The sequence below is a fragment of the Serratia sp. AS12 genome (assembly GCF_000214195.1).
GTDB lineage: Bacteria > Pseudomonadota > Gammaproteobacteria > Enterobacterales > Enterobacteriaceae > Serratia > Serratia plymuthica.
This window is the reverse complement of record NC_015566.1, coordinates 4,912,955-4,936,231: the sequence shown is the minus strand read 5'-3', so window position 1 is coordinate 4,936,231 and position 23,277 is coordinate 4,912,955. Positions and strand designations below refer to the sequence as shown.

Annotated in this window: 25 protein-coding genes; 16 read left to right on the top strand and 9 right to left on the bottom strand. The window is 56.8% G+C overall.

The features are described 5' to 3' along the window. Positions 1–44 precede the first annotated feature (44 nt). On the bottom strand, positions 45–947 hold the full coding sequence (locus tag SERAS12_RS22820; RefSeq protein ID WP_013814752.1) for a nucleoside hydrolase: 903 nt from the start codon (positions 945–947) through the stop codon (positions 45–47). Between the two features lie 106 nt (positions 948–1,053). Between SERAS12_RS22820 and ubiC the strand changes: the two genes are divergently transcribed. Both ubiC and ubiA read left to right on the top strand, forming a co-directional pair. After that, a complete protein-coding gene (ubiC, locus tag SERAS12_RS22815) occupies positions 1,054–1,578 on the top strand; it encodes a chorismate lyase (RefSeq protein ID WP_006328360.1) in 525 nt (174 codons plus the stop codon). 17 nt (positions 1,579–1,595) lie between these two features. Next, complete coding sequence (ubiA, locus tag SERAS12_RS22810) at positions 1,596–2,468, top strand: 4-hydroxybenzoate octaprenyltransferase (RefSeq protein WP_013814751.1); 873 nt, start codon at positions 1,596–1,598, stop codon at positions 2,466–2,468. A 62-nt stretch (positions 2,469–2,530) separates the two neighbouring features. Here the strand turns inward: ubiA and plsB are convergent, their stop codons facing one another. After that, positions 2,531–4,996, bottom strand: a complete 2,466-nt coding sequence (plsB, locus tag SERAS12_RS22805) for a glycerol-3-phosphate 1-O-acyltransferase PlsB (protein ID WP_013814750.1) — start codon at positions 4,994–4,996, stop codon at positions 2,531–2,533. A gap of 149 nt (positions 4,997–5,145) precedes the next feature. On the opposite strand from plsB, the gene SERAS12_RS22800 reads away from it, so the two are divergent. The 4 genes from SERAS12_RS22800 to SERAS12_RS22785 all read left to right on the top strand — a co-directional run bounded on the left by SERAS12_RS22800 (position 5,146) and on the right by SERAS12_RS22785 (position 8,206). Further along, positions 5,146–5,514, top strand: a complete 369-nt coding sequence (locus SERAS12_RS22800; RefSeq protein WP_013814749.1) for a diacylglycerol kinase — start codon at positions 5,146–5,148, stop codon at positions 5,512–5,514. A 118-nt stretch (positions 5,515–5,632) separates the two neighbouring features. After that, entirely contained in the window at positions 5,633–6,241 is a 609-nt protein-coding gene (lexA, locus tag SERAS12_RS22795) for a transcriptional repressor LexA (RefSeq protein ID WP_004948794.1), read from the top strand. Positions 6,242–6,342: 101 nt separating this feature from the next. Beyond that, positions 6,343–7,680, top strand: coding sequence for an MATE family efflux transporter DinF (gene dinF / locus SERAS12_RS22790; protein WP_013814748.1), 1,338 nt, complete (start codon positions 6,343–6,345; stop codon positions 7,678–7,680). A 316-nt stretch (positions 7,681–7,996) separates the two neighbouring features. Continuing rightward, positions 7,997–8,206 (top strand): CsbD family protein, encoded by a 210-nt coding sequence (locus tag SERAS12_RS22785; RefSeq protein WP_004948789.1) that lies wholly within the window; start codon positions 7,997–7,999, stop codon positions 8,204–8,206. Between the two features lie 111 nt (positions 8,207–8,317). On the opposite strand, the gene zur is transcribed toward SERAS12_RS22785, so the two are convergent. The 4 genes from zur to SERAS12_RS22765 form a co-directional block, all read right to left on the bottom strand. Then, on the bottom strand, positions 8,318–8,830 hold the full coding sequence (zur, locus tag SERAS12_RS22780; RefSeq protein WP_013814747.1) for a zinc uptake transcriptional repressor Zur: 513 nt from the start codon (positions 8,828–8,830) through the stop codon (positions 8,318–8,320). Between the two features lie 186 nt (positions 8,831–9,016). After that, complete coding sequence (locus SERAS12_RS22775; protein ID WP_013814746.1) at positions 9,017–9,775, bottom strand: anti-sigma factor; 759 nt, start codon at positions 9,773–9,775, stop codon at positions 9,017–9,019. After that, entirely contained in the window at positions 9,772–10,221 is a 450-nt protein-coding gene (locus SERAS12_RS22770; RefSeq protein ID WP_013814745.1) for an RNA polymerase sigma factor, read from the bottom strand. Before SERAS12_RS22770 ends, SERAS12_RS22775 begins: the two co-directional genes overlap by 4 nt. 89 nt (positions 10,222–10,310) lie before the next feature. Then, on the bottom strand, positions 10,311–10,844 hold the full coding sequence (locus SERAS12_RS22765) for a tetratricopeptide repeat protein (RefSeq protein WP_013814744.1): 534 nt from the start codon (positions 10,842–10,844) through the stop codon (positions 10,311–10,313). A 204-nt stretch (positions 10,845–11,048) separates the two neighbouring features. On the opposite strand from SERAS12_RS22765, the gene dusA reads away from it, so the two are divergent. Then, positions 11,049–12,059 (top strand): tRNA dihydrouridine(20/20a) synthase DusA, encoded by a 1,011-nt coding sequence (gene dusA / locus SERAS12_RS22760; RefSeq protein WP_013814743.1) that lies wholly within the window; start codon positions 11,049–11,051, stop codon positions 12,057–12,059. Between the two features lie 156 nt (positions 12,060–12,215). Next, the gene (gene pspG / locus SERAS12_RS22755) at positions 12,216–12,434 is read left to right on the top strand and encodes an envelope stress response protein PspG (RefSeq protein WP_013814742.1); all 219 of its coding nucleotides are present in this window, start codon (positions 12,216–12,218) and stop codon (positions 12,432–12,434) included. Between the two features lie 307 nt (positions 12,435–12,741). On the opposite strand, the gene SERAS12_RS22750 is transcribed toward pspG, so the two are convergent. Next, a complete protein-coding gene (locus SERAS12_RS22750) occupies positions 12,742–13,725 on the bottom strand; it encodes a quinone oxidoreductase (protein ID WP_006317799.1) in 984 nt (327 codons plus the stop codon). Positions 13,726–13,905: 180 nt separating this feature from the next. On the opposite strand from SERAS12_RS22750, the gene dnaB reads away from it, so the two are divergent. Both dnaB and alr read left to right on the top strand, forming a co-directional pair. After that, the gene (gene dnaB / locus SERAS12_RS22745) at positions 13,906–15,330 is read left to right on the top strand and encodes a replicative DNA helicase (protein WP_013814741.1); all 1,425 of its coding nucleotides are present in this window, start codon (positions 13,906–13,908) and stop codon (positions 15,328–15,330) included. Between the two features lie 17 nt (positions 15,331–15,347). Continuing rightward, complete coding sequence (gene alr, locus SERAS12_RS22740; protein WP_013814740.1) at positions 15,348–16,427, top strand: alanine racemase; 1,080 nt, start codon at positions 15,348–15,350, stop codon at positions 16,425–16,427. Between the two features lie 44 nt (positions 16,428–16,471). Here the strand turns inward: alr and SERAS12_RS22735 are convergent, their stop codons facing one another. Continuing rightward, on the bottom strand, positions 16,472–17,239 hold the full coding sequence (locus tag SERAS12_RS22735; RefSeq protein ID WP_013814739.1) for a transporter substrate-binding domain-containing protein: 768 nt from the start codon (positions 17,237–17,239) through the stop codon (positions 16,472–16,474). Between the two features lie 13 nt (positions 17,240–17,252). After that, entirely contained in the window at positions 17,253–18,641 is a 1,389-nt protein-coding gene (locus SERAS12_RS22730; RefSeq protein ID WP_013814738.1) for an amino acid permease, read from the bottom strand. Between the two features lie 354 nt (positions 18,642–18,995). Here SERAS12_RS22730 and SERAS12_RS22725 point away from each other — a divergent pair, with 354 nt between their 5' ends. From SERAS12_RS22725 to maa, 6 genes are all read left to right on the top strand, one after another. Next, positions 18,996–19,463 carry an Lrp/AsnC family transcriptional regulator gene (locus SERAS12_RS22725; RefSeq protein ID WP_013814737.1) on the top strand — a complete coding sequence of 156 codons (468 nt, stop codon included), beginning with the start codon at positions 18,996–18,998 and terminating at the stop codon, positions 19,461–19,463. A 313-nt stretch (positions 19,464–19,776) separates the two neighbouring features. Next, positions 19,777–20,394: a YitT family protein gene (locus tag SERAS12_RS22720; RefSeq protein WP_006317804.1), complete on the top strand. Its 618-nt coding sequence runs from the start codon at positions 19,777–19,779 to the stop codon at positions 20,392–20,394. A 41-nt stretch (positions 20,395–20,435) separates the two neighbouring features. Further along, the gene (locus SERAS12_RS22715; RefSeq protein ID WP_013814736.1) at positions 20,436–21,629 is read left to right on the top strand and encodes an amino acid aminotransferase; all 1,194 of its coding nucleotides are present in this window, start codon (positions 20,436–20,438) and stop codon (positions 21,627–21,629) included. A 126-nt stretch (positions 21,630–21,755) separates the two neighbouring features. After that, on the top strand, positions 21,756–22,172 hold the full coding sequence (locus SERAS12_RS22710; protein ID WP_004948741.1) for a secondary thiamine-phosphate synthase enzyme YjbQ: 417 nt from the start codon (positions 21,756–21,758) through the stop codon (positions 22,170–22,172). Between the two features lie 4 nt (positions 22,173–22,176). Then, positions 22,177–22,530 (top strand): MmcQ/YjbR family DNA-binding protein, encoded by a 354-nt coding sequence (locus tag SERAS12_RS22705; protein ID WP_004948738.1) that lies wholly within the window; start codon positions 22,177–22,179, stop codon positions 22,528–22,530. A gap of 165 nt (positions 22,531–22,695) precedes the next feature. Further along, complete coding sequence (maa, locus tag SERAS12_RS22700; protein ID WP_013814735.1) at positions 22,696–23,253, top strand: maltose O-acetyltransferase; 558 nt, start codon at positions 22,696–22,698, stop codon at positions 23,251–23,253. Positions 23,254–23,277 lie beyond the last annotated feature (24 nt).

Here is a 23,277-nt window from a genome sequence, read left to right as displayed (position 1 = left end):
GCCGATGCTGGCTCGATGATTGGTGCGCCTCGGCGCACCTTTTTTCATGCGCGGGCCAGCGTTTCGCCAATCAGCGCCAGCAGACGGGCGTTATCTACTTGCTCCATCACCCGTACCGGTTTGCCCTGCGGCTCCGGCATGCCGACCGTCAACCGCAGGCCGTCCGGTCGCCAGCGGCGAGAGCTGCCGCGCGTCATGGCGCCTTCCAATGCCACATCCACATAATACTCCGCGGTGGTCACCAACTGCGGCTCAAGCAACCAGGCAATCACCAACGCATCGTGGATCCAGCAACCCGGCAGGTGGCGGGTCTGGCGCGAATAATCGATCCAGGGCTGGGTAGTGGCCCGCAGATAGCGGCACAGCGGTGTATCCGGTTGCGTCATATGCGCCAGATTCGCCTGAGTGAGCATGGTTTGCGTAGTGACGTCCAGAGGCGCGAGCGTGATGTTGGCGCCGCTGGTCAGCACCTGTCGGGCGGCTTCAGGATCGAGACCGAAATTGGTGTCCTTAAGGTAACCCTCCACGTTGAACACCCCGCCCATAATCACGATTTCCTTCACCGCCTGCGCCATCTGCGGGTAGAGCTGCAGAGCATGGGCGACATTGGTCAGTGGGCCTATCGCCGCCAGCGTGATTTCACCTGGGTTATTGCAGATCAGTTCGCCAAGGGTCACGGCGGCGTTTGGCGTGACGATCGCCGCCGTGTGCGGGTAAGGGACGTTATGCCACAGGCCGGCCAAATCCGGCCGGGTAATCGCCCGGTCAAGGTGGGCGCGCCAGGGTTCCGGCGGTTCGCTCAATGCGCAGGCGGCTCCGGCCACGACCGGCACCTGGTAGCCGGTTTGCAGCAGCAGGTGGTTGGCCACGGCAAAGCCGACGTCGCGTGGCGTATTGCCCGCTACGATGCTGATCAACTCCAGCGATTTTGCTGCCTGCCGCGCCACGAATCCGCCTGCCGCTTTTGGATTTCTGCGTTACAATGAATTTCTGTTAACAGTTTGTATGGTCTGGTGCGGCCGCAGGGTGCGGCGCCAGGCCTGGAGTAGAACAATGTCTGGCAATAGGGATTCCATCCTGCCGCCGCTTGAGTGGTTATCTGCGCAACACCCCCCGGTACCCGCCGCCGTCAGCGACTGGCTGATGGAGCCAGGCTCCATGACCCGCCGTTTTGAACGCCACTGTGGGCGCGTGCACGTTGAACCGCAGCGCGAATGTTTCGTCACCCGCGACCAGTTGGGTGAAGAGGCCGAACACCTGCCGGATAGCCCGCGTTACTGGCTGCGAGAGATAATATTGTTGGGCGATAACCAGCCTTGGCTGCTGGGGCGCACGGTGATCCCGCAAGAGACCCTGACCGGACCGGATCAGGCGCTGGTGGATTTGGGCACGCTGCCGCTGGGGCGTTACCTGTTCAGCAGCGGTGAATTGACTCGCGATTACATTCATATGGGGCGGCAGGATGCGTTATGGGCGCGCCGCTCCCGTTTACGGCTGGCGGGCAAGCCCTTATTGCTGACCGAACTGTTTTTACCGGCTTCGCCGTTGTACGCGGCGGGCAGCGCGGAAATCGCATGATGAGGAGAGGAAATACCTTGGAGGGAAGCGTGACTCAAAGCAAATGGCGGGCTTACGGCCATCTGATGCGCCTCGATAAACCGATCGGCAGCCTGCTGCTGCTGTGGCCAACGCTGTGGGCGCTGTGGATTGCGGGGCAGGGTGTGCCGCCACTGTCTATCCTGCTGGTGTTCGTCATTGGGGTGTTCCTGATGCGTGCTGCCGGCTGCGTGGTGAATGACTATGCCGATCGCGCCGTTGACGGTCACGTGAAGCGAACAGCGGGGCGCCCAATGCCGAGCGGCCGGGTGAGCGAGAAAGAGGCCAAGATCCTGTTCGTGGTGTTGGTGCTGGTCTCGTTTGGGCTGGTGCTGACGCTGAACGCCATGACCATCTGGCTGTCGCTGGCGGCACTGGCGCTGGCGTGGATCTATCCGTTCATGAAGCGGGTTACCAATCTGCCGCAGTTTGTGCTGGGAGCGGCGTTTGGTTGGGGCATCCCAATGGGCTACGCCGCCGTTAGCGAGGCACTGCCGCTGAGCTGCTGGCTGCTGCTGCTGGCCAATATCTGCTGGACGGTGGCTTACGATACGCTGTACGCGATGGTGGACCGTGACGATGATCTGAAGATTGGCGTCAAATCCACCGCCATCCTGTTTGGCCGTTACGACAAGCTGATCGTCGGTCTGCTGCAGTTCGCGACGCTGCTGCTGCTGCTGTGGGTGGGCTATCTGGCCCAACTGAGCGGGGCGTTTTATTGGTCGTTGCTATTGGCGGGTGCCTTGTTTATTCATCAGCAAAAGCAAATCGCTACCCGCGATCGCGACGCCTGTTTCAAGGCGTTCCTGGATAATAACTATGTCGGGCTGGTGTTGTTTATCGGTATCGCATTGAGTTATTGGCGGGGCTAACGGTATTTTCGGCAATAAAAAAGGCACCTGACGGTGCCTTTTTGTTTTTGATTATCAATCAATTATTCGGCTTTCTCTTCCACTGTCGCCGTTTCCGGCTGCACGTTGGTTTCCGCCGGCATGCTGACGCTTTCGATAGTCAGCTTGATTTCCGGGGTAATCAAATCGCTCAACATGCTGTACACCTCCAGGGTGTGCTCACGGACTGCATCGCCGATATCGTTGATGTAGCCTTCTTCACGCAGCGTCGCCACCAGGGTAGAGAACACCGCCTTGTCGAAGAACTCCGGCGCGTTGATGCCGTGCAGCACCGAAAGGCGCTGGGCCATGATGCGGCTCTCTTTCTCCAGCGCGCCGCGGTTGATGCTCGGGTTGGCGCTGAGGATAGACATGGTGATGGCATAGCGCTGCAAGGTTTCGCGCACGCCGGCTGCCAGCAACTGCAGAGGGCGAATGCGCGCCGGGTTAAGCACCAGATCCTCGCCTTTGTCGCAGATGAGCTGCTGGCGGATCATTTCCTCGATCAGCGGTCGCAGCACTTCCGGCAGGTGTTCCTTGTCGTTATGCAGGAACAGTTCGGCCTTCAACATCGGGTAAATCAGGCCGATCTGCCGCAGCAGTTCAGCGCGGGACACCCGGCGGTGATGCATCACTATGGTGGCGATCAGCGAAGGCAGCACCAGCAGATGGTGGATATTGTTGCGGTAATAGGTCATCAACACCGCCTGCTCGCGCGGCAGGATGATGATATCGCCGATGTTATCCTTCTCCACCTCGAACTTGTTCATGTTCAGCGCGTGATCGAGCAGCTCGTCCGGCGTCTGGGTCGGCACGGTGACGTCGCCGGCGTAAGGCACGTTGCGCATCAGTTGCAGATAACACTCCAACTGCTCAAGCAACTGCTCGCGAGTCAGCGAGCGCTGGCGTGAGGCCAGCAGCGCCGTGGAACACAGGTTCATGGCATTGGCGGCGGCCGCGTTGTTGATGCGTACCATGATCTTGGCCGCCAGGTCGTTGACCGTTGGCGTCAGCCAGCTTGGACGTTGGGCTTCGATCGGGTCAATCGATTCGCGCCACTGCGGCACGTTCTGGTTCAGGTAGGTGGTCAACGGCAGCGGATCGCCGAAGTTGACGTAACCCTGGCCGAGATTACGCAGCTTGCGCAGGCCGCGCAGCATCTGCAACAGGCTCTCTTTTTCCTTGGTCGCACCGCGCAGCTCTTTGGCGTAAGTACCTACTTCCATCACGTGTTCGTAACCGATGTAGATCGGGACCAGCGTGATAGGGCGAGTACCACCGCGCAACATGGCCTGGATGGTCATCGACAGGGTGCCGGTCTTTGGTTCCAGCAGGCGCCCGGTACGGGAACGGCCGCCTTCAACGAAGTATTCCACCGAGTAGCCACGGGTAAACAGCTCGCCGAGGTATTCGCGGAACACCGTTGAGTACAGCTTGTTGCCTTTGAAGGTGCGGCGGATAAAGAACGCGCCCAGGCGACGGAAGATCGGCCCGGCCGGCCAGAAGTTGAGGTTGATGCCGGCGGCGATGTGCGGCGGCACCAGGCCCTGGTGATACAGCACGTAGGACAGCAGCAGATAATCCATATGGCTGCGGTGACACGGCACATAAACGATCTCGTGGCCGTCCTGCGCCAACTGGCGCACGCGCTCGGCGTTGGTGACGTTGATGCCCTGATACAGCCGGTTCCAGGTCCAGCTCAGCACGCGATCGGAAAGGCGCACCGTCTCGTACGAGAAGTCGGCGGCGATCTCTTCCATCAGCGCAATGGCGTTCTGCTGGGCCTTTTCATGGGAAATTTTCTTGCTGCGCGCTTCGTCCTCGACCGCTTTTTCGATCGCTTTGGACGCCAACAGCTTATTGAACAGATCCTGACGCGCCGGCAGGCTTGGGCCGACGGCGGCCAAACGTTGACGCGAGAAATGCATGCGCGCCACGCGCGCCAGTTTCTGTGCGATAGTTTTGTCCGTACCGTGTTCGGTCGCCATTCGGCGCAGCGAAACGGTGTTGGAGAAACGCACGAAGCTGTCGCGGCCCAGCCACAGGACGGCGAAGAATTTCTGGACGCCGTTCAGCAAGCGCAGATGCGGCGTGCCGTGACCTTCGCGGCCTGGGGAGCGGCCAAACATCACCGACACCGGCAGCATCTGAATATCGAGATCCGGATTGCTGCGGTGCAGATCCAGATAGTCGTGAAACAGTTTTACCGACTCTTCTTTCGGTGTGTAGTAGCGGAACACGCGCGGGCCGTCGTGAATGAACACGTGGCTTGGCAGTACGGTGCCGTCTATCTCCAGCGGATTGAGGGGGTCGGGCAAATCCTGTGCCAGGCACTGGGTGCGTAGCGTCAGTAAATCCGCCTTGGAATTATAAGGTAAAACATACAAAATCGGCCGTGAGGGATCCAACCCTAACTCCGTGACCGGATCTGAAGGGATAACCTTACTTCTTACCAACAATTTGAGTGGTAAATTCAATAATTTATAATAAATTTTACGCCAACCTGACATAACAACGTGAAGCCTCTTGTTAGCAATGCGCCGCAAGCATACCAGAAACCGGGTAGCAGATCTGTGGTGTTGGAAAACCGTGAGCCGGGAGAGTTTCCTGACCCAAGCTCTATAATTATGACTTACCTCTGTGAAAGGCACTAAAAAACATGGCAAACCAAGCAACCGGCCTGACCCGTATTATTAAAGCCGCCGGCTACTCATATAAAGGCTTTTCTGCTGCCTGGCAGCACGAAGCCGCATTCCGCCAGGAACTGGTGGCGACCGTGCTGGCTATCATACTGGCGATCTGGCTGGATGTGGGTGCGATAGCGCGCATTTTGCTGATCGGATCGGTGCTGTTGGTCGTGATCGTCGAGATGCTGAACAGCGCGATTGAAGCCATTGTCGATAGGGTGGGCACGGAACACCACGAGCTTTCCGGCCGAGCGAAAGATATGGGATCGGCGGCGGTAACGCTGGCGATCATCCTGGCGCTGTTTGTCTGGGGTTCGGTACTGTGGCAGCACTTTGTCTGAGTGGTTCGCCCCGTCGCGGCGGGGCGCTAATCCCTGATTTTTATTCATTCTTCGGTTCCCAAGCCGCGCTTACCTGTATATACTCACAGCAAGACTGTATAAACAAACAGGGGGCGGAATGAAAGCACTAACTACCAGACAACAAGAAGTCTATGATCTGATTCGCGATCATATTTCGTCAACTGGCATGCCGCCAACGCGCGCCGAGATCGCCATGCGTCTGGGGTTCCGTTCGCCAAATGCTGCAGAAGAACATCTGAAAGCGCTGGCGCGCAAGGGCGTGATCGAGATCGTCTCCGGCGCTTCACGCGGCATTCGTCTGCTGATGGAAGATGAAGAAGGTTTACCGCTGATTGGCCGCGTGGCCGCCGGTGAACCGCTGCTGGCGCAACAGCATATCGAAGGACACTATAAGGTGGATCCTTCTCTGTTCAAACCTAGCGCGGATTTCCTGCTGCGGGTCAACGGCATGTCGATGCGTGATATCGGCATTCTCGACGGCGATCTGCTGGCGGTGCATAAAACCCAGGACGTGCGGAACGGCCAGGTAGTTGTGGCACGTATTGAAGATGAAGTTACGGTCAAGCGCCTGAAAAAACACGGCAATGTGGTTGAACTGCTGCCAGAAAACAGCGAGTTCCAGCCTATCGTGGTCGATCTGCGTCAGCAGAATTTCACCATTGAAGGTCTGGCGGTCGGCGTGATCCGCAACGGCGACTGGATTTAATCGCTGCGCCTGAACGTCCTCCTCTGATTTAAATCGCCCCAGCTCTGGGGCGATGTCATTTCTGATTCATTCAAACCCTACCGCCACGGGAACATTTCACTATGCGCCTGCTTTCTGCCTTCACCAGCGATACTGATAAAGCCCTATGGCGCCTTGCTCTGCCAATGATCTTTTCCAATATTACCGTGCCGCTGCTCGGGCTGGTGGATACTGCGGTGATTGGCCACCTGGATAGCCCCACCTATCTGGGCGGCGTTGCGATTGGCGCCATGGCTACCAGCTTCCTGTTTATGTTGCTGCTGTTCCTTCGCATGAGCACTACCGGACTGGCGGCACAGGCGCTCGGTGCACAGGATCCGCAGGGGTTGGCGCGCGCTTTTATGCAGCCGTTGTTGCTGGCGGCGTTGGCCGGTGTGGCTATTGTGCTGCTGCGCCATCCGTTGATCGATATGGCGTTGCAGATCGTGGGCGGCGATGGCGCGGTGCTGGAACAAGCCCGGCTATTCCTCGAAATCCGCTGGCTAAGTGCGCCGGCGGCGTTGGCCAACATGGTGATCCTGGGCTGGCTGCTTGGCGTGCAATACGTGCGTGCACCGGTGATCTTGCTGATTATCGGTAACCTGCTGAATATCGTACTGGATATCTGGCTGGTGATGGGGCTGAGGTGGAACGTGCAAGGGGCGGCGACGGCGACCGTCATCTCTGAATATGTCACCCTGTTGCTGGGGCTATGGCTTGCCTGGCGGGTGATGCGTATTCGAGGGATTTCCGCGCCGATGCTGCGCCAGGCCTGGCGCGGAAATCTGCGGCGCTTGTTGGCGCTGAATCGCGACATCATGTTGCGTTCACTGTTGCTGCAAGTGTGTTTTGCCTCACTGACCATCTTCGGCGCCCGGCTTGGCGGCGACGTGGTGGCGGTAAACGCGGTATTGATGAATTTGCTGACCTTCACGGCCTACGCGCTCGACGGCTTTGCCTACGCGGTAGAGGCGCATTCCGGCCATGCCTATGGCGCTCGCGACGACAGCCAACTGCGCAAGGTGTGGCACGCCGCCTGTCGCCAGGCTTGCCTGGTGGCGCTGGCTTTTGGGGTGGTGTATGCCGTTGCCGGGCAGCAAATCATCTCGGCATTAACCTCTTTACCCGAGTTGCGTACGCTGGCGAGCCATTATCTGCCGTGGCAGGTGGTGCTGCCGTTGGTCGGTGTGTGGTGTTACCTGCTGGACGGCATGTTTATTGGCGCGACCCGCGGTGCCGAAATGCGCAACAGCATGGCGGTGGCGGCCGTCGGCTTCGGCCTGACGTTGTTTACCGTCCCTGTGTTAGGCAATCACGGATTATGGCTGGCGCTGGCGGTGTTTTTGTCGCTGCGGGGCATTGCGCTGGGCTGGTTCTGGCACCGTCACCGGCTGCGCGGTACCTGGTTTGCGGTGCAATAAGTCCGAGAGTTTTTTAGATTATTGAGTAATTTTTCTTATGTTTTTATTTATATTTTCTTACATATCCCGAAGGATATTCCATTCGGGTAGTGCTTTGTTTGTTGGCGTGTTTTTCTGATAAAGTGTTTTTTAATGGATTTTTATTCTGGTTTTTATTCTATTTTCGTTATCTGCGTCTACAATTAATCATGTGGCTGGCTAAATGAATGGGGAGTGGCAACCCTTTGGTTTGCGGTAATAGACCATGAAAATTGCTTGGTTAGACGCCCGGTCAGCACAGCATCAAACTGATTTACGACAGGTTAACGGAGAGACTATGAACAAAGATCAAGCCGACGGTAACTGGAAACAGTTTAAAGGGAAAGTGAAGGAACAGTGGGGCAAGCTGACCGATGACGATTTGGCCGTCATTGAAGGGAAACGCGAACAGCTTGTCGGTAAAATCCAGGAGCGCTATGGCTACCAGAAAGAGGCGGCCGAGAAAGAAGTGAAATCCTGGGAAGACCACAGCAAGTATCGCTGGTAGCGAGCAGGGCCACAGCGTACGGTGGCCGTAATCGACTGTAGCCGGCCTGGCATCATCCCCTTAACGCCACGGCCACAGGTACAGGGAAGTGCCTGACCAACCCCGCTTAATTTATTTCTTCTTGATGGCAATGCTGTGATCGTGCTCGCCGCAATCATGCTTGCTGTCGCAGGCTTCCACTTCAACACAGCCCGAACACAGACCATGCGCTTCCACCACGCTGTGGCGCAGCACAAAACCCGACTCTTTCGCCAGTTTTTGCAGCGTTTCCTCCACCCCTTCGGTGGTGCGTTCAGTCACCTGAGCACAGCGATCGCAGATAAACAACGCGGAGGTATGCATCGGTTGTTCGAAATGATGGCACAGCACGTAGCTGTTGGCTGACTCCACCCGATGAATAAATCCTTGTTCCAACAGGAAATCCAGCGCGCGATAGACCGTTGGTGGTTTCGCCTGCGGTTCAGCCACGCGCAGCAGATCCAGCAGGTCATAAGCACTGATGGCACCGGGTTGTTGTGCCATCAGGCGTAACACTTCCAGCCGCTGCGGTGTCAGCCGCACATTGCGTTGCTGGCAGAGTTGTTCAGCCTGCGCCAACAGTTTTTCCTGGGTGCTTGAGTTCATGGCAAATATCCCGGTACGTAAAAAAACCGATTTTACCATGATTAAGCGCAATCGCCGAGAGTCGCCCCCTTTTCCGCTGATAAGGAGCAACCTGATGCGGAGATATGGCGGGTGCGATGAAAAATGAGTGATAGTTTCACGCGCTACACCGTCATCTGAGCGGTGGGCAAGCGGCGTGATTCCTTCTCAGGTGGAAAGTGAACGCTGCAAACGCTCTGCCAGCCTGGTCATATCCGCCGCCGGATTATGGCCAATCAGCATAAAGCTGTGGCTGCCATCGGCCCAATACACCACATTCATTCCCTGTCGGCGTTCGCTTTGTGCGGACTCCGGCTTGCCCGGTTGCTGAATAATGCACAGCGCCAGCGGGCCAAACTGTGTGTCCAGCCAGGTCAACTGAGCAATGCGACGATCGTCGTAAGCCAGCACGCGGGCATTTTTCAGCTCTGCGCCGTTCAATGCCAGTTTGGGAGCGGGGAGGGCAATGCCGAGCCGTTCGCCGGTGTGCTGCAATTGACTGGCGAGTAACGCAGGGGAGCTATCGAAGCCCGCCAGCGTTTCCGGGGTGTAAAGCGCCATATATTGGGCTACCAGGCCGCGCCAGTTGTCTTCTGGCTGACTCGCTTGCAGCCAGGCGCGATCGCCTGCGACACCGAGCGCCAGAAAACCGACGGCAGCGGCAATCAGGGCACGGCGGCTGACGCCGCGTTGTGGGACCGGCATGGCAAGTGGCCACCTGTCCTGCAGTTGTTGCACCGGTGCTTCATCCAGCAAAGGGGCGAACGCCTGTTTGAACGGCAGATTGCTGCGTTCCAGCAGCGACAAACGGTCGGCCAATGCCGGTTCGTCGACCAGGCGCTGTTCCAGGCTGCGGCGCTGCTGGGGATCCAGTTGATTGTCCAGATAGGCGACCAGCAGTTCATCCGCAGTATAGTATGAGCTCATGATCGTTCTCCTTTTGACTGCGGGATATGGGGTTGCAGCACACTGTCGTTTGCAAGCCGCAGACGTGCCGCTGCCAGGCGGCTCATGATGGTGCCGATGGGGACGTCCAGCACCTCGGCCGCTTCCCGGTAAGAAAGCTCTTCTACGTACACCAGGAATAGCGTATTGCGCTGTGCCTCCGGCAAGCGGTTGACCCGCTGCATCACTTCATTGGCCCATATCGTATCTTCACCGTTTTCCTCGCCGGCCAGATCGTCGGCATCGACAAAACCCTGCCCCTGACGGATATGCCGGGCACGGACTTCGTTCAGCCAAATGGAATGCAGAATCGAAAACAGCCAGCGATCCATACGCGAGCCCAGAGTAAACTGTGCGGCGCGCTCCAGCGCCCGCACACAGGTGGCTTGAACCAAATCGTCGGCGATATCCCGCCGGTGGGAGAGCACTAAACCATAGCGCCACAGGCGGGAAAGATACTGGCCGATTTCGTTGCGGATTGCGTCGTTGCTGATGCTCGCCTCCGGGCCTGGCTGCCTTATGATTCGGGATGGTGATCGATGGCTGCCGCCAGGTCGCGGTACTCTTCGCAACCGGTGCCGCACAGTGACTGGATCACCGTGAGTTGTTCTTTCGCCAGGTCCGGACGGCCTTTCACCATATAGGCTTCACCCAGGTATTCGCGGACTTTTGGGTAGTTGGGATCGAGCGCTACTGATTTTAAATAGTAGCCGATCCCTTCATCCGTGCGCCCGAGCTTGCGGGTGGCGTAACCCCGGTAGTTCAATGCCACGGCGGTGTTGGGGTTTTTCAGGGTGTTCAGCACGTCGAGGGCATCCTGATAGCGGCCGCTTTTTGCCAGTGCATAGGCGTAGTTCGCCCGATCGTTGTCGCCGATCATGCTGCTTTTATCCACCATGCAGGTCTTGGTTTTTGTATCGTATATCTGGCCTTTCGGGCAGGTCGGCGTGGTTTGGCCGCTGCCGTCACCCCCCATTGCCAGGGCCGCGCCGGAAAACAGCAGAGAGCCGGCAATCACGGGCAGCAACAGGCGTTTAACGAAACTGTTCATGGTTTTTTCCTCATTGGAGGGGAGACGAATTGCCCCCTTGGTGAGAGAACACCTGAAGAAGCGTTTTTATTCGTTTTTTCTTTTTCTTTTTGGCCTGATGGCACGGCGGTTTTCCCAACGCCGCCGATTGTCGTTATAATAGTCGTTTGCGGCAGTACGCCGTTCGTTGAATCCCAGACAGAATCAGGTAGCCAGTAACTCAGCATGACGACAGACAACCACGCCTCAAAATATGCCGCCAATCGTTTCTCCATTGCGCCGATGCTCGACTGGACCGATCGTCATTGCCGTTACTTCCATCGCCTGCTGACCAAAGAAACGCTGCTGTACACCGAAATGGTAACCACCGGCGCGATTATTCACGGCAAGGGCGACTATCTGGCCTACAGCGAAGAAGAACATCCGGTAGCGTTGCAGCTGGGCGGCAGCGATCCGGCTGCGCTGGCGCACTGTGCCAAACTGGCCGAACAGCGCGGTTACGACGAGATTAACCTCAACGTCGGTTGCCCGTCCGATCGCGTGCAGAATGGCATGTTCGGCGCCTGTCTGATGGGGCAGGCGACGCTGGTTGCCGACTGCATCAAGGCGATGCGCGACGTGGTGTCGATCCCGGTGACGGTCAAGACCCGTATCGGCATCGACGACCAGGACAGCTACGAGTTTCTGTGCGATTTTATCGCCACCGTTGCCGGGCGCGGCGAGTGCGACATGTTTACTGTCCATGCGCGCAAGGCCTGGTTGTCTGGCCTCAGCCCGAAAGAAAACCGTGAAGTGCCGCCGCTGGACTATCCGCGTGTGTATCAATTGAAACGTGATTTCCCGCAGCTGACTCTCGCCATCAACGGTGGTGTGAAAACGCTGGAAGAAGCAAAGCAGCATCTGGAGCATCTGGATGGCGTAATGATGGGGCGCGAGGCTTATCAGAATCCGGGCATTTTGGCGCGGATCGACAGCGAGCTGTTTGGTCGCCAGACCGAGGTCATGGACAGCGTGGCGATTATCGAATCGCTGTATCCGTATATTGAACGTGAGCTGTCGAACGGCACCTATTTGGGGCACATCACCCGCCATATCCTCGGCCTGTTCCAGGGCGTGCCGGGTGCGCGCCAGTGGCGTCGCCATCTGAGCGAGAACGCCCATAAGCCGGGTGCCGATGCGCGCGTGGTGGAAGCTGCGCTGGATCTGGTTCGTCTGCCGCGTACCGAAGTGGCGTAATACACAAAGAATTTGACTAACAGTTAGTCTTTTTCATCAGGCACTCAGCGCTATGCTGTTTGCCTGTTTTTATATTTCAACTACTTATCTTTTCCGCCGTTCTGGCACGCATCTTGTAATACTCCTGCAGAGACTTTGTTTTGCGAAGGAGCAATCATGTTAGAACTCTTCTTTCTCATTGGCTTTGTAGTGATGCTGATGGTGACCGGAATTTCGTTGCTGGGCGTATTCGCCGCGTTACTGGTCGCGGCGGCATTTATGCTGCTGGGCGGCCTGTTGGCGATGGTGATCAAGCTGCTGCCCTGGTTGATTTTGGCGGTGGTGGGCGTCTGGATATACCGTTCGATGCAGAAGCCGCAAATACGCCGTTACTGATTTTTTATCGAGTAATCAGACAGTCACGCTGAAATTTGCGTAACGAATGCATCGTGAATGCGGCGACGATCACACCTTGGTGTTTTAAATGCAAATGCGGCACATTAAGCGTGTTTTTTGCGTTTAGGGGCTGGTAGGATATTTGTCGATGCAGCGATGCGACCTATTTCATCACCGCAAGAGACAATAGTACCCAATACGAGCGTTGCTGAAGCAACCCCCCTGTCTCTGGCGGACTCTGCTCTACCCCTACAAATGCAGTAATAGAAAGGGCTCCTTACGGAGCCCTTTTCTTTTGCCAGGGGAATCAGGGGATCAGCAGGCTTGAACCGCTGGTATTGCGGCTTTCCAGCACCTCATGCGCACGTTGCGCATCGGCCAGCGCAAATTTTTGCTCTTCTTTTACGTCGACCTTGATAGCGCCACTGCCGATCAACGAGAACAGCTCATTGCTGGCGAATTGCAACTCGTCGCGGTTAGTGACGTAACCGTTAAGCGAAGGACGGGTGACGTACAGCGAACCTTTCTGGTTCAGCAATGCCAGATCGACGCCGGTTACCGGGCCGGAGGCATTACCGAAGCTGACCATCAGCCCACGGCGCTTCAGGCTATTGAGAGAAGCCTGCCAGGTGCTTTGGCCCACCGAGTCGTACACTACACCGACTTTTTCGCCCTGCGTCAGTTCAGCCACGCGCTGGGCGATGTCTTCTTTATGGTAATTGATGGTCGCCCAGGCGCCGGCGCGTTTAGCCAGTTCAGCTTTTTCGTCAGAGCCGACGCTGCCGATAAGCTTTGCGCCGAGCGCCTTGGCCCACTGGCAGGCAATCAGCCCGACGCCGCCTGCGGCGGCATGGAACAGGAACACTTCGCCCGGCTGCACTTCATGGGTTTGGCGCAGCAGATAGTGTACCGTCAGCCCTTTCAGAAACGAGGCGGCACCCTGCTCAAAGCTCAGGTTGTGCGGCAGGATCGCCACTTTTTCCACCGAAACATTGTGAACGTCGCTGTAGGCGCCGAGTGACGACTGGGCGTAAACCACGCGGTCGCCAGGTTTCACCGCGCTGACGCCGGCGCCGACCTTGATCACCACGCCGGCCGCTTCAGTGCCCAACCCGCTTGGCAGGCTGGCGGGCGCATAGAGGCCGCTGCGAATATAGGTATCGATGTAGTTGATGCCGATCGCCTTATTCTCAACCTGTACCTCACCGGCTGCCGGATCGATAGGTGTAAAATCAACGTATTGCAACACTTCCGGGCCGCCGGTAGCGGAGAATTGAATGCGCTTTGCCATTTCATTACCTCATTGGGGTGTCTGATTTCACCCTACGCGTTTTAGTATCGACGATCCAGTTTAGCCGGGTGCGGATTGATACCTTTTTTGCATCGGTTATGCCGCGGGAATCACAGATAAAAATCACGTATACTCTCGCGTCAGGATTCTCCATTCGCAACCGGATAAAGAATACGCTTCATGGCAGGAAAAAAACCAACCAACAAAACATACGCGGACGAAGCCAGAGATCGCCCCCGAGATCGCCAGATGGAAGGGCTGAAGATGCCGCCACATTCGCTGGAGGCGGAACAGTCCGTGTTGGGCGGTTTGATGCTGGATAACGAACGCTGGGATAACGTATCGGAACGCGTGGTCTCCAACGATTTCTTCAGCCGCCCGCACCGCCTGATCTTTACCGAGATGCAGCGGCTGTTGGAAATGAGCCGGCCTATCGATCTGATCACCCTGTCCGAATCGCTCGAGCAGCGCGGCGAACTGGATTCGGTGGGCGGTTTCGCCTATCTGGCCGAACTGTCGAAAAACACCCCAAGCGCCGCCAACATCGGCGCTTATGCCGACATCGTGCGTGAACGTGCGGTCGTGCGCGAAATGATCTCGGTAGCCAATGAGATCGCCGACGCCGGTTATGATCCGCAGGGCCGCAGCAGCGAAGATCTGCTCGATCTGGCCGAATCACGGGTATTCCAGATCGCGGAAAATCGCGCCAGTAAAGATGAAGGCCCGAAAGGCATCGAGCGTATTCTGGAAGACACCGTTTCGCGTATCGAGCAGCTGTATCAGCAGCCGCACGACGGCGTTACCGGGGTAGACACCGGCTATCAGGATCTCAACAAGAAAACCGCCGGTTTGCAAAAATCGGACCTGATCATTGTCGCCGCCCGTCCTTCGATGGGTAAAACCACTTTCGCCATGAACCTGTGCGAACACGCCGCGATGACGCAGGAAAAGCCGGTGCTGATCTTCAGCCTGGAGATGCCCGGCAACCAGATCATGATGCGTATGCTGGCGTCGCTGTCGCGCGTCGACCAGACGCGTATCCGTACCGGCCAGCTCGACGACGAGGACTGGGCGCGCATTTCCAGCACCATGGGTATCCTGCTGGAGAAGCGCAATATGTACATTGATGACTCCTCCGGCCTGACGCCAACCGAAGTGCGCTCCCGCGCGCGCCGTATTTTCCGCGAGCATGACGGCCTCAGTATGATCATGATCGACTACCTGCAGTTAATGCGCGTGCCGGCCCTGTCCGACAACCGTACGCTGGAAATTGCCGAAATTTCCCGCTCGCTGAAGGCGTTGGCGAAAGAGTTGCAGGTACCGGTGGTGGCGCTGTCGCAGCTGAACCGAAGCCTGGAGCAGCGTGCCGATAAACGCCCGGTCAACTCAGACCTGCGTGAGTCTGGTTCCATCGAGCAGGATGCTGACCTGATCATGTTCATCTACCGTGATGAGGTTTATCACGAGAACAGCGACATGAAAGGGATTGCCGAAATTATTCTGGGTAAACAGCGTAACGGCCCGATCGGTACCGTGCGCTTGACCTTTAACGGCCAGTGGTCGCGTTTCGATAACTACGCGGGGCCACAATATGATGATGAATAATCAGCTAAGGAACTGAAATGAAAGCGGCAACCGCTGTAATCGACCGCCGCGCTCTGCGACATAATCTGCAACAGGTGCGCCGTCAGGCGCCACAAAGCCGCCTGATTGCCGTTGTGAAAGCAAACGCTTATGGACATGGCCTGCTGGAAACAGCTCACACTCTGCAAGACGCCGACTGCTACGGCGTGGCGCGCATTGGCGAGGCGTTGATGCTGCGCTCCGGCGGCATCGTGAAACCGATCCTGCTGCTGGAAGGCTTTTTCTGCGCCGAAGATCTGCCGGTGCTGGTGGCGAATAACATCGAAACCGCGGTGCACAGCATCGAACAGCTTGAAGCGCTGGAGCAGGCCGAGCTGGCGCGCCCGGTGCCGGTATGGATGAAGCTGGATACCGGCATGCATCGCCTGGGCGTGCGTCCGGAACAGGCCGAGGCGTTTTATCAGCGTCTGAGCGCCTGCCGTAACGTGGCGCAGCCGGTCAATATCATGAGCCACTTCAGCCGCGCCGATGAGCCGGACTCTGACGCTACGCTCAAGCAAATGCAGTGTTTCGAAAGTTTTGCCCGTGGCAAGCCGGGCCAGCGCTCTATCGCCGCTTCGGGCGGCACCTTGCTGTGGCCGGATGCGCACAATGACTGGGTGCGGCCGGGCATTATCCTTTACGGCGTTTCTCCGATGGAAGAGTCCTGCGGCAGCCAGTTTGATCTGCAGCCGGCGATGACGCTGAAGTCCAACCTGATTGCGGTGCGCGACCACAAGGCCGGCGAGTCGGTGGGTTACGGCGGCACCTGGGTGAGCGAAGGCGACACTCGGCTGGGGGTGGTGGCGATGGGTTATGGTGATGGTTACCCGCGCAGTGCGCCCTCCGGTACCCCGGTATGGCTTAATGGCCGTGAAGTGCCGGTGGTCGGCCGGGTATCGATGGACATGATTTCGGTCGATCTCGGGCCGGATGCGACCGATAAGGTCGGCGATGAAGTGGTGCTATGGGGCAAGGCGCTGCCGGTTGAGCGCATTGCCGCCTGTACCGGCATCAGCGCCTATGAGCTGATTACCAAGCTGACGCAGCGCGTAGCGATGGAATATATCGGCGAATAGGCTGTCGTGGGCCGGCAATCTTACCGGCCCCAATCCTCAATGCGTTACTTCTTTACCGCCAGCCACTGATCGATAATGCTCTGATACTCACCGGTCGCTTTGGCCAGGTGCAGCCATTGATCCACATACAGCTTCCAGCTCAGATCATCACGCGGCAACATATAGGCCTTCTCTCCGTATTGCAGCGGTTTGTCCGGATTGACCGCACACAGTTTCGGATAGTGTTTTTGCTGATACAGCGCCTCGGAAGCGTCGGTAATCATCACATCGGCTTTCTTGTCCACTAACTGCTGAAAAATACCCACGTTATCATGGGTCAACGTCAGCTTGGCGTTGGGCAGGTAAGCATGTACGAACGCTTCGTTGGTGCCACCCGCCGGCTCCAACAGGCGCACGGACGCTTTGTTGATCTGCTCGACAGTGCGGTATTTCTTCACGTCGGTGCAGCGCACCAGCGGGATTTTGCCGTCGGTATCCAGCTTATCGGCGAAGAACACCTGTTTTTGCCGCTGTAGCGTGACGGAAATGCCGCCCATGGCGATGTCGCACTTACCGGCGACAAAGTCCGGCGTCAGGGTTTTCCAACTGGTTTTCACCCACTTCACTTTGGCACCCAGGCTCTTGGCCAGCGATTCCGCCATGGCGATATCAATGCCTTCGTAGCTGCCGTCTTCCTTCAAAAAGGTGTAGGGCTTGTAATCGCCGGTGGTGCAAACTTCCAGCGTGCCCTGTTGTGTCACCTTATCCAGATGGGATTGGGCACTGGCGCTCCCGGCGGCGACCAGCAGTGCGAGAGGTAATAGCTTTTTCATCTGTTTCCCTTGCTTATACGTTATTGGATTCAGCAATGGCGCCCGGCGCGGCGGCGTTCTTTTTCTTCAGCAGATAGCTTGCCGCCAGCACCAACAGCCAAACCGGAATCAACCATACCGAAATCCGGATGCCTGGCGTCATAAACATAATGACCAATATCCCGGCTAAAAACAGCAGACAAATCAGATTGGTGAACGGATAACCCCAACTTTGGAAACGCGTTTGCTGCCCGGCCAGCCGCTTGGCGCGCCGAAACTTCAGGTGAGTAATGCAGATCATTGCCCAGTTGATCACCAAAGCGGATACCACCAATGCCATCAGCAATTCAAACGCCTTGCCCGGCATCAGGTAATTGAGTAGCACGCACAGTGCGGTCACCAGCGCCGACACGCTCAGCGCCGCCAGCGGAATGCCGCGCCGGTTGATCTTCAGCAGTACACGCGGTGCGTTGCCCTGTTTCGCCAGCCCAAACAGCATGCGGCTGTTGCAGTACACGCAGCTGTTGTACACCGACAGGGCGGCGGACAGCACCACCATGTTCAGCAGCGTCGCCACCAGATTGCTGTCCAACGCATGGAAGATCAGGACGAACGGGCTGCCGCCTTCCACCACCTTCTGCCACGGATACAGTGACAGCAGCACCGCCAATGCGCCGACATAAAACAGCAGGATACGGTAAATCACCTGATTGGTGGCCTGCGGGATACTTTTCTCCGGGTTATCCGCTTCGGCGGCGGTAATGCCGACCAGCTCCAGACCACCGAATGAGAACATGATCACCGCCATTGCCATCACCAGACCGCTGATGCCATTAGGGAAGAAACCGCCGTATTGCCACAGGTTGGCCACGCTGGCGTCCGGCCCGCCGTGCCCGCTGGCCAACAGCCAGGCACCAAATGCGATCATGCTGATGATCGCTGCTACTTTGATGATGGAAAACCAGAATTCCATCTCGCCGTACACTTTGACGCTGGTCAGGTTGATGGCATTGATCGCCACAAAGAATACCGCTGCGGAGACCCAGGTCGGAATTTCCGGCCACCAGTACTGCACGTAAATACCCACGGCGGTCAGTTCCGCCATGCTCACCAACACGTACAGCACCCAATAGTTCCAGCCGGACATAAAGCCGGCAAAGCCGCTCCAGTATTTATTGGCAAAATGGCTGAAGGAACCGGCCACCGGCTCTTCCACCACCATTTCACCCAGTTGGCGCATGATAAAGAAGGCGATAACCCCGGCGATGGCGTAACCGAGCAGCACCGAGGGGCCGGCCATTTTTATGGTCTGGGCAATGCCGAGAAACAGGCCGGTGCCGATGGCGCCGCCGAGAGCGATCAGCTGGATGTGACGGTTTTTTAACCCTCTTTTCAACTGGTTTTCTGACTGATGATTGTCCATCTGTGTTCCCCAAAAAGGTAAATGCGTGTCGCTGGGGATTTAGCAACTATCGGGCCAGTGAGTATGGAGGATGGGGACGCATCACTAATAACCTGCTGAAAACGTTATTTAATTATTTTTTCACTTTAACTCACGAACCGTGCATTAAACTGTGTTTATTGTGGAGTTTATGGCGTTTTAACCTTTTTTTTCGCACGCAATGCCCGTATTGGGTGCCTGTGATGACCGGAAATGGGCCAGGGTGGTGCAATGAAATTGTGAGGCGTCGCCGGGGAATCAAAACGGGGGGATTACAGGGGCAAAAAAACTGATAGTCTGTAACGTCAACATTTCTTAACGGGTTTACAGGTGGCTATGTACAACATTGACGATTTTGATATGAAAATCCTGACGCTGTTACAGGCCAATGGCCGTCTGACCAATCAGGAATTGAGCGAGCTGGTGGGGTTGTCCGCTTCCCAGTGCTCGCGGCGGCGCATCAGCCTGGAACAGGCTCAGTTGATCCGCGGCTACCATGCGCGGCTGGCGCCGGAGGCCGTTGGGTTGGGGATGGTGGGGTTAATCGAAGTGAGCCTGACCAACCATGCCCAGGAGCATGTGGACAGCTTTCATCGCATGCTGGAAGAGGTTGACGCTGTTCTCGACGCCTATAAAACCACCGGCGACGCTGACTATCTGTTAAAGGTGGCCGTAGCCGATCTGGCAGCGCTGAGCGACTTTATCAGCAAAACTCTGTCGATGCACAAGAGCGTAGCGCACGTGAAAACCGCGGTGGTACTGAACCGGCTGAAAGAAAACGGGCTGCTGCCGGTAGCGCGCTGATCGGACATTGCCGCATCCATTTAATGAACCATTTAGGGGCAACATGCACCATTAATGGGCATTTAATGCGTGGGTTGGTCGATATATTTGCATTATATGCGTGATATTTGCGGTTATTTTGTTTTTTGTGCGCATTTTGTGCATTTTTTATTTTAAATAAAAACAGCGGCTTATTGTGCATAAATGCCGAACATCCTGCGAAATCGCATGATGACGGCTGTTTTACTTATCTTATGGTGTGGCTTTTGCATTATTCAGCGTACAAACCCGGTTCACCGGGCGGTGATGGCAACCTACTTTGAGTAATAACACCATGGATAACTGCATCAGCCCTGAAGACAATATTTCCCATACTCTGCTGGAAGACGTGCTGGCGATCCTGATCGGCACGCTGATGGTGTCGTTCGGCGTGATCCTGCTGCGGCAGGCCGGCGCGCTGACCGGCGGCACCGCCGGATTGGCTTTCTTAATCAATTACCTGACACCGCTGTCGTTCGGCGTAGCGTTCTTTTTGCTTAACCTGCCGTTCTATTATCTGGCGATCCGCCGTATGGGGTGGGCGTTCACCGTCAAAACCTTCTGCTCGGTGGCGCTGGTGTCGATATTTTCCGATTTGCACCCCTATTTCATCCATTTCGACCGCCTGCAGCCTTTTTATGCAACGGTGTTCGGTAGCATGATCATGGGGTTAGGGTTTATTGTGTTATTTCGCCATAAGGCCAGCCTGGGCGGCGTCAATATTCTCGCGCTGTATCTGCAGGATAAATACGGTTTGCGCGCCGGCAAGTTGCAAATGGCGGTCGATATTTCTATCGTATTAGCCTCACTTTTTGTGGTGAATATTTCCCTGCTAATTGCGTCTATATTAGGTGCAATGGTGCTGAATCTGATTATCGCGATGAACCATCGCCCTGGTCGTTACAGCGTTTGAATCTGTACCCTCTGAATAACCCAATCTAGGAGAACGACCCCGTGTTCCAGAACGTTGATGCCTATGCAGGCGATCCTATCTTGTCGCTGATGGAAAAATTCAAAAAAGACACGCGTGCGCACAAGGTTAACCTGAGTATCGGTCTTTACTATGACGAGCGGGGGATTATCCCGCAGATGAAGGCGGTTGCCGCAGCGGAAGCGCAGTTGAACAGCGTGGATCAGGGCGCGTCGGTGTATCTGCCGATGGAAGGTCTGCTGCCTTACCGTACCGCCATTCAGCACCTGCTGTTCGGTGCTGAGCACCCGATGCTGCAGCAGGGACGCATCGCCACCATTCAGACCGTAGGCGGTTCCGGCGCGCTGAAAGTGGGTGCCGATTTCCTGAAAAGCTACTTCCCGGATTCACAGGTGTGGGTCAGCGATCCTACCTGGGAAAACCATATTGCCATCTTCGGCGGCGCCGGTTTCAAAGTGAACACCTATCCGTACTTTGATGGCGAAAGCCTGGGCGTGAAGTTTGACGCCATGTTGAGCGCGTTGAAACAGCTGCCGAAACACAGCATCGCGCTGCTGCATCCGTGCTGCCACAACCCGACCGGTTCTGACCTGACCAATGCCCAGTGGGACGAGGTGGTCAAGGTGATCGCCGAACGTGAGCTGATCCCTTTCCTCGACATCGCCTATCAGGGCTTTGGCGGTGGCATTACCGAAGATGCTTACGCTATCCGCACTATCGCCGCAGCCGGTCTGCCGTGCCTGGTGAGCAATTCGTTCTCGAAAATCTTCTCGCTGTATGGCGAACGCGTCGGCGGCCTGTCGGTAGTGTGCGAAAGCGAAGAAGCGGCCGGGCGCGTGCTGGGGCAATTGAAGGCCACCGTACGTCGCAATTACTCCAGCCCACCGAACTTCGGTGCGCAGGTGGTGGCGAAGGTGCTGAACGATACGCAGTTGAAGGCCCAGTGGCTGGCGGAAGTGGAAACCATGCGCACCCGCATCCTTGAGATGCGCAAAACGCTGGTAGAGGCGCTGAAAATCGCGTTGCCGCAGCGTAACTTCGATTACCTGCTGCAGCAGCGCGGCATGTTCAGCTACACCGGTTTCAGCGCGGCGCAGGTTGATCGCCTGCGTGAAGAGTTCGGCGTGTACCTGATCCACAGCGGGCGCGTTTGCATGGCCGGCCTGAACCACAACAACGTGCATCAGGTGGCTGAGGCGTTTGCCGCAGTGCAGTAAAAACTGTTAGGGTGAACTGAAGTTCGCAAAGGAGCGATAGCGATATCGCTCCTTTTTTGTTGTCGGTTTGCCGCCAAAGTTGCCGCAAACCGGATAGAGAATATACTGATTGAGGGGCGCTCACTCATGTGGCATCAGCAAACGCTTATCCTCAGCGCAAAAGCGCGTGGTTTTCATCTGGTTACCGAAGAGATTACTGACCAGTTAACCCACTTACACCGCCTGCAAACTGGCCTGCTGCATCTGTTGTTGCAGCATACCTCGGCCTCGCTGACGCTCAACGAGAACTGCGATCCCACGGTGCGAGCCGATATGGAGCAGCATTTCCTGCGTCAGGTACCCGAGAACGCACCCTATCAGCACGACTACGAGGGGCTGGACGACATGCCGGCACACATCAAATCCTCGCTGCTGGGCGCATCTTTGATGCTGCCCGTCGGCCACGGGCGGCTGATGTTGGGCACATGGCAGGGAATTTGGCTGGGGGAGCACCGCATCCACGGCGGTTCACGCCGTATTGTGGCCACTTTACAGGGGGAGTAACCCAATGAATAACACCGCATTGCTGGAATACTGCATGGCGAAGCCGGGCGCGGAACAAAGCGACCAAAACCAGTGGCAGGCCAGCCAGATCAAGGTCGGCGACGTGATGTTCGCCATGGTGTGCGAGGTACAGGGCCGGCCAGCGCTGGCGGTGAAATCAAGCCCGGAGTTGGCGGAAAGCCTGCGCGAGCATCACCCGGAGATCGTCGCCTGCGCTGGTCTGAACAAGGCACACTGGAATACGGTGTTTCTCGACGGCAACCTGCCGAACTCGCAATTTTACACCCTGATCGACAGTTCATATCAGCTGGTGCTGGAAGGGTTACCCGACCACGTGCGGCAGGAACTGCGCGCTTAACCGGCAGGGCAGGCGTGGCGGCCTGCCTTTTCCGTTCCGTTGTCTCCCTTTTTTCTCTTTAAATTGTGATCGCGATTCGAGAATGGGAACGTTCCCGTTTTATTGGGCGCCAGGAACGACTAGGCTTTTTAATCGATGAACCTCGAGACCAAAGGATGCCGTGAGATGGCCATGAGTGAAGAAAAACGCAAGATGATTGCCGGCGAACTGTACGACGCCGGTGACGAGCTGCTGCGCAGCGAACGCAAGCGCGCACGTCAGCTGGTGCACCATTACAACCATTCATCCCCGGACGAGGGCGCCCTGCGTAAAGAGTGGCTGACGGCGCTGTTGGGCCGGTATCAGGGGGGAACCATCGAACCGACGTTCCGCTGCGATTACGGTTATAACATCTATCTGGGGAAGAATTTTTACGCCAATTTTGACTGCGTAATCCTGGATGTGTGCGAAGTGCATATTGGCGATAACTGCCTGTTGGCGCCGGGTGTGCATATTTACACCGCTACCCATCCGCTGGATGCGCCAACCCGCGTCGGCGGTGCGGAGTTCGGCAAACCGGTAAGCATTGGCAATAATGTCTGGATCGGCGGCAGGGCGGTCATTAACCCCGGCGTTACTCTGGGAGATAACGTGGTGGTGGCGTCCGGGGCGGTCGTCACCAAAGACGTGCCGGCCAACTGCGTGGTCGGCGGCAATCCGGCACGGGTGATTAAACAGCTATAGCAAAAAACGGGCGCCGCAGCAGGC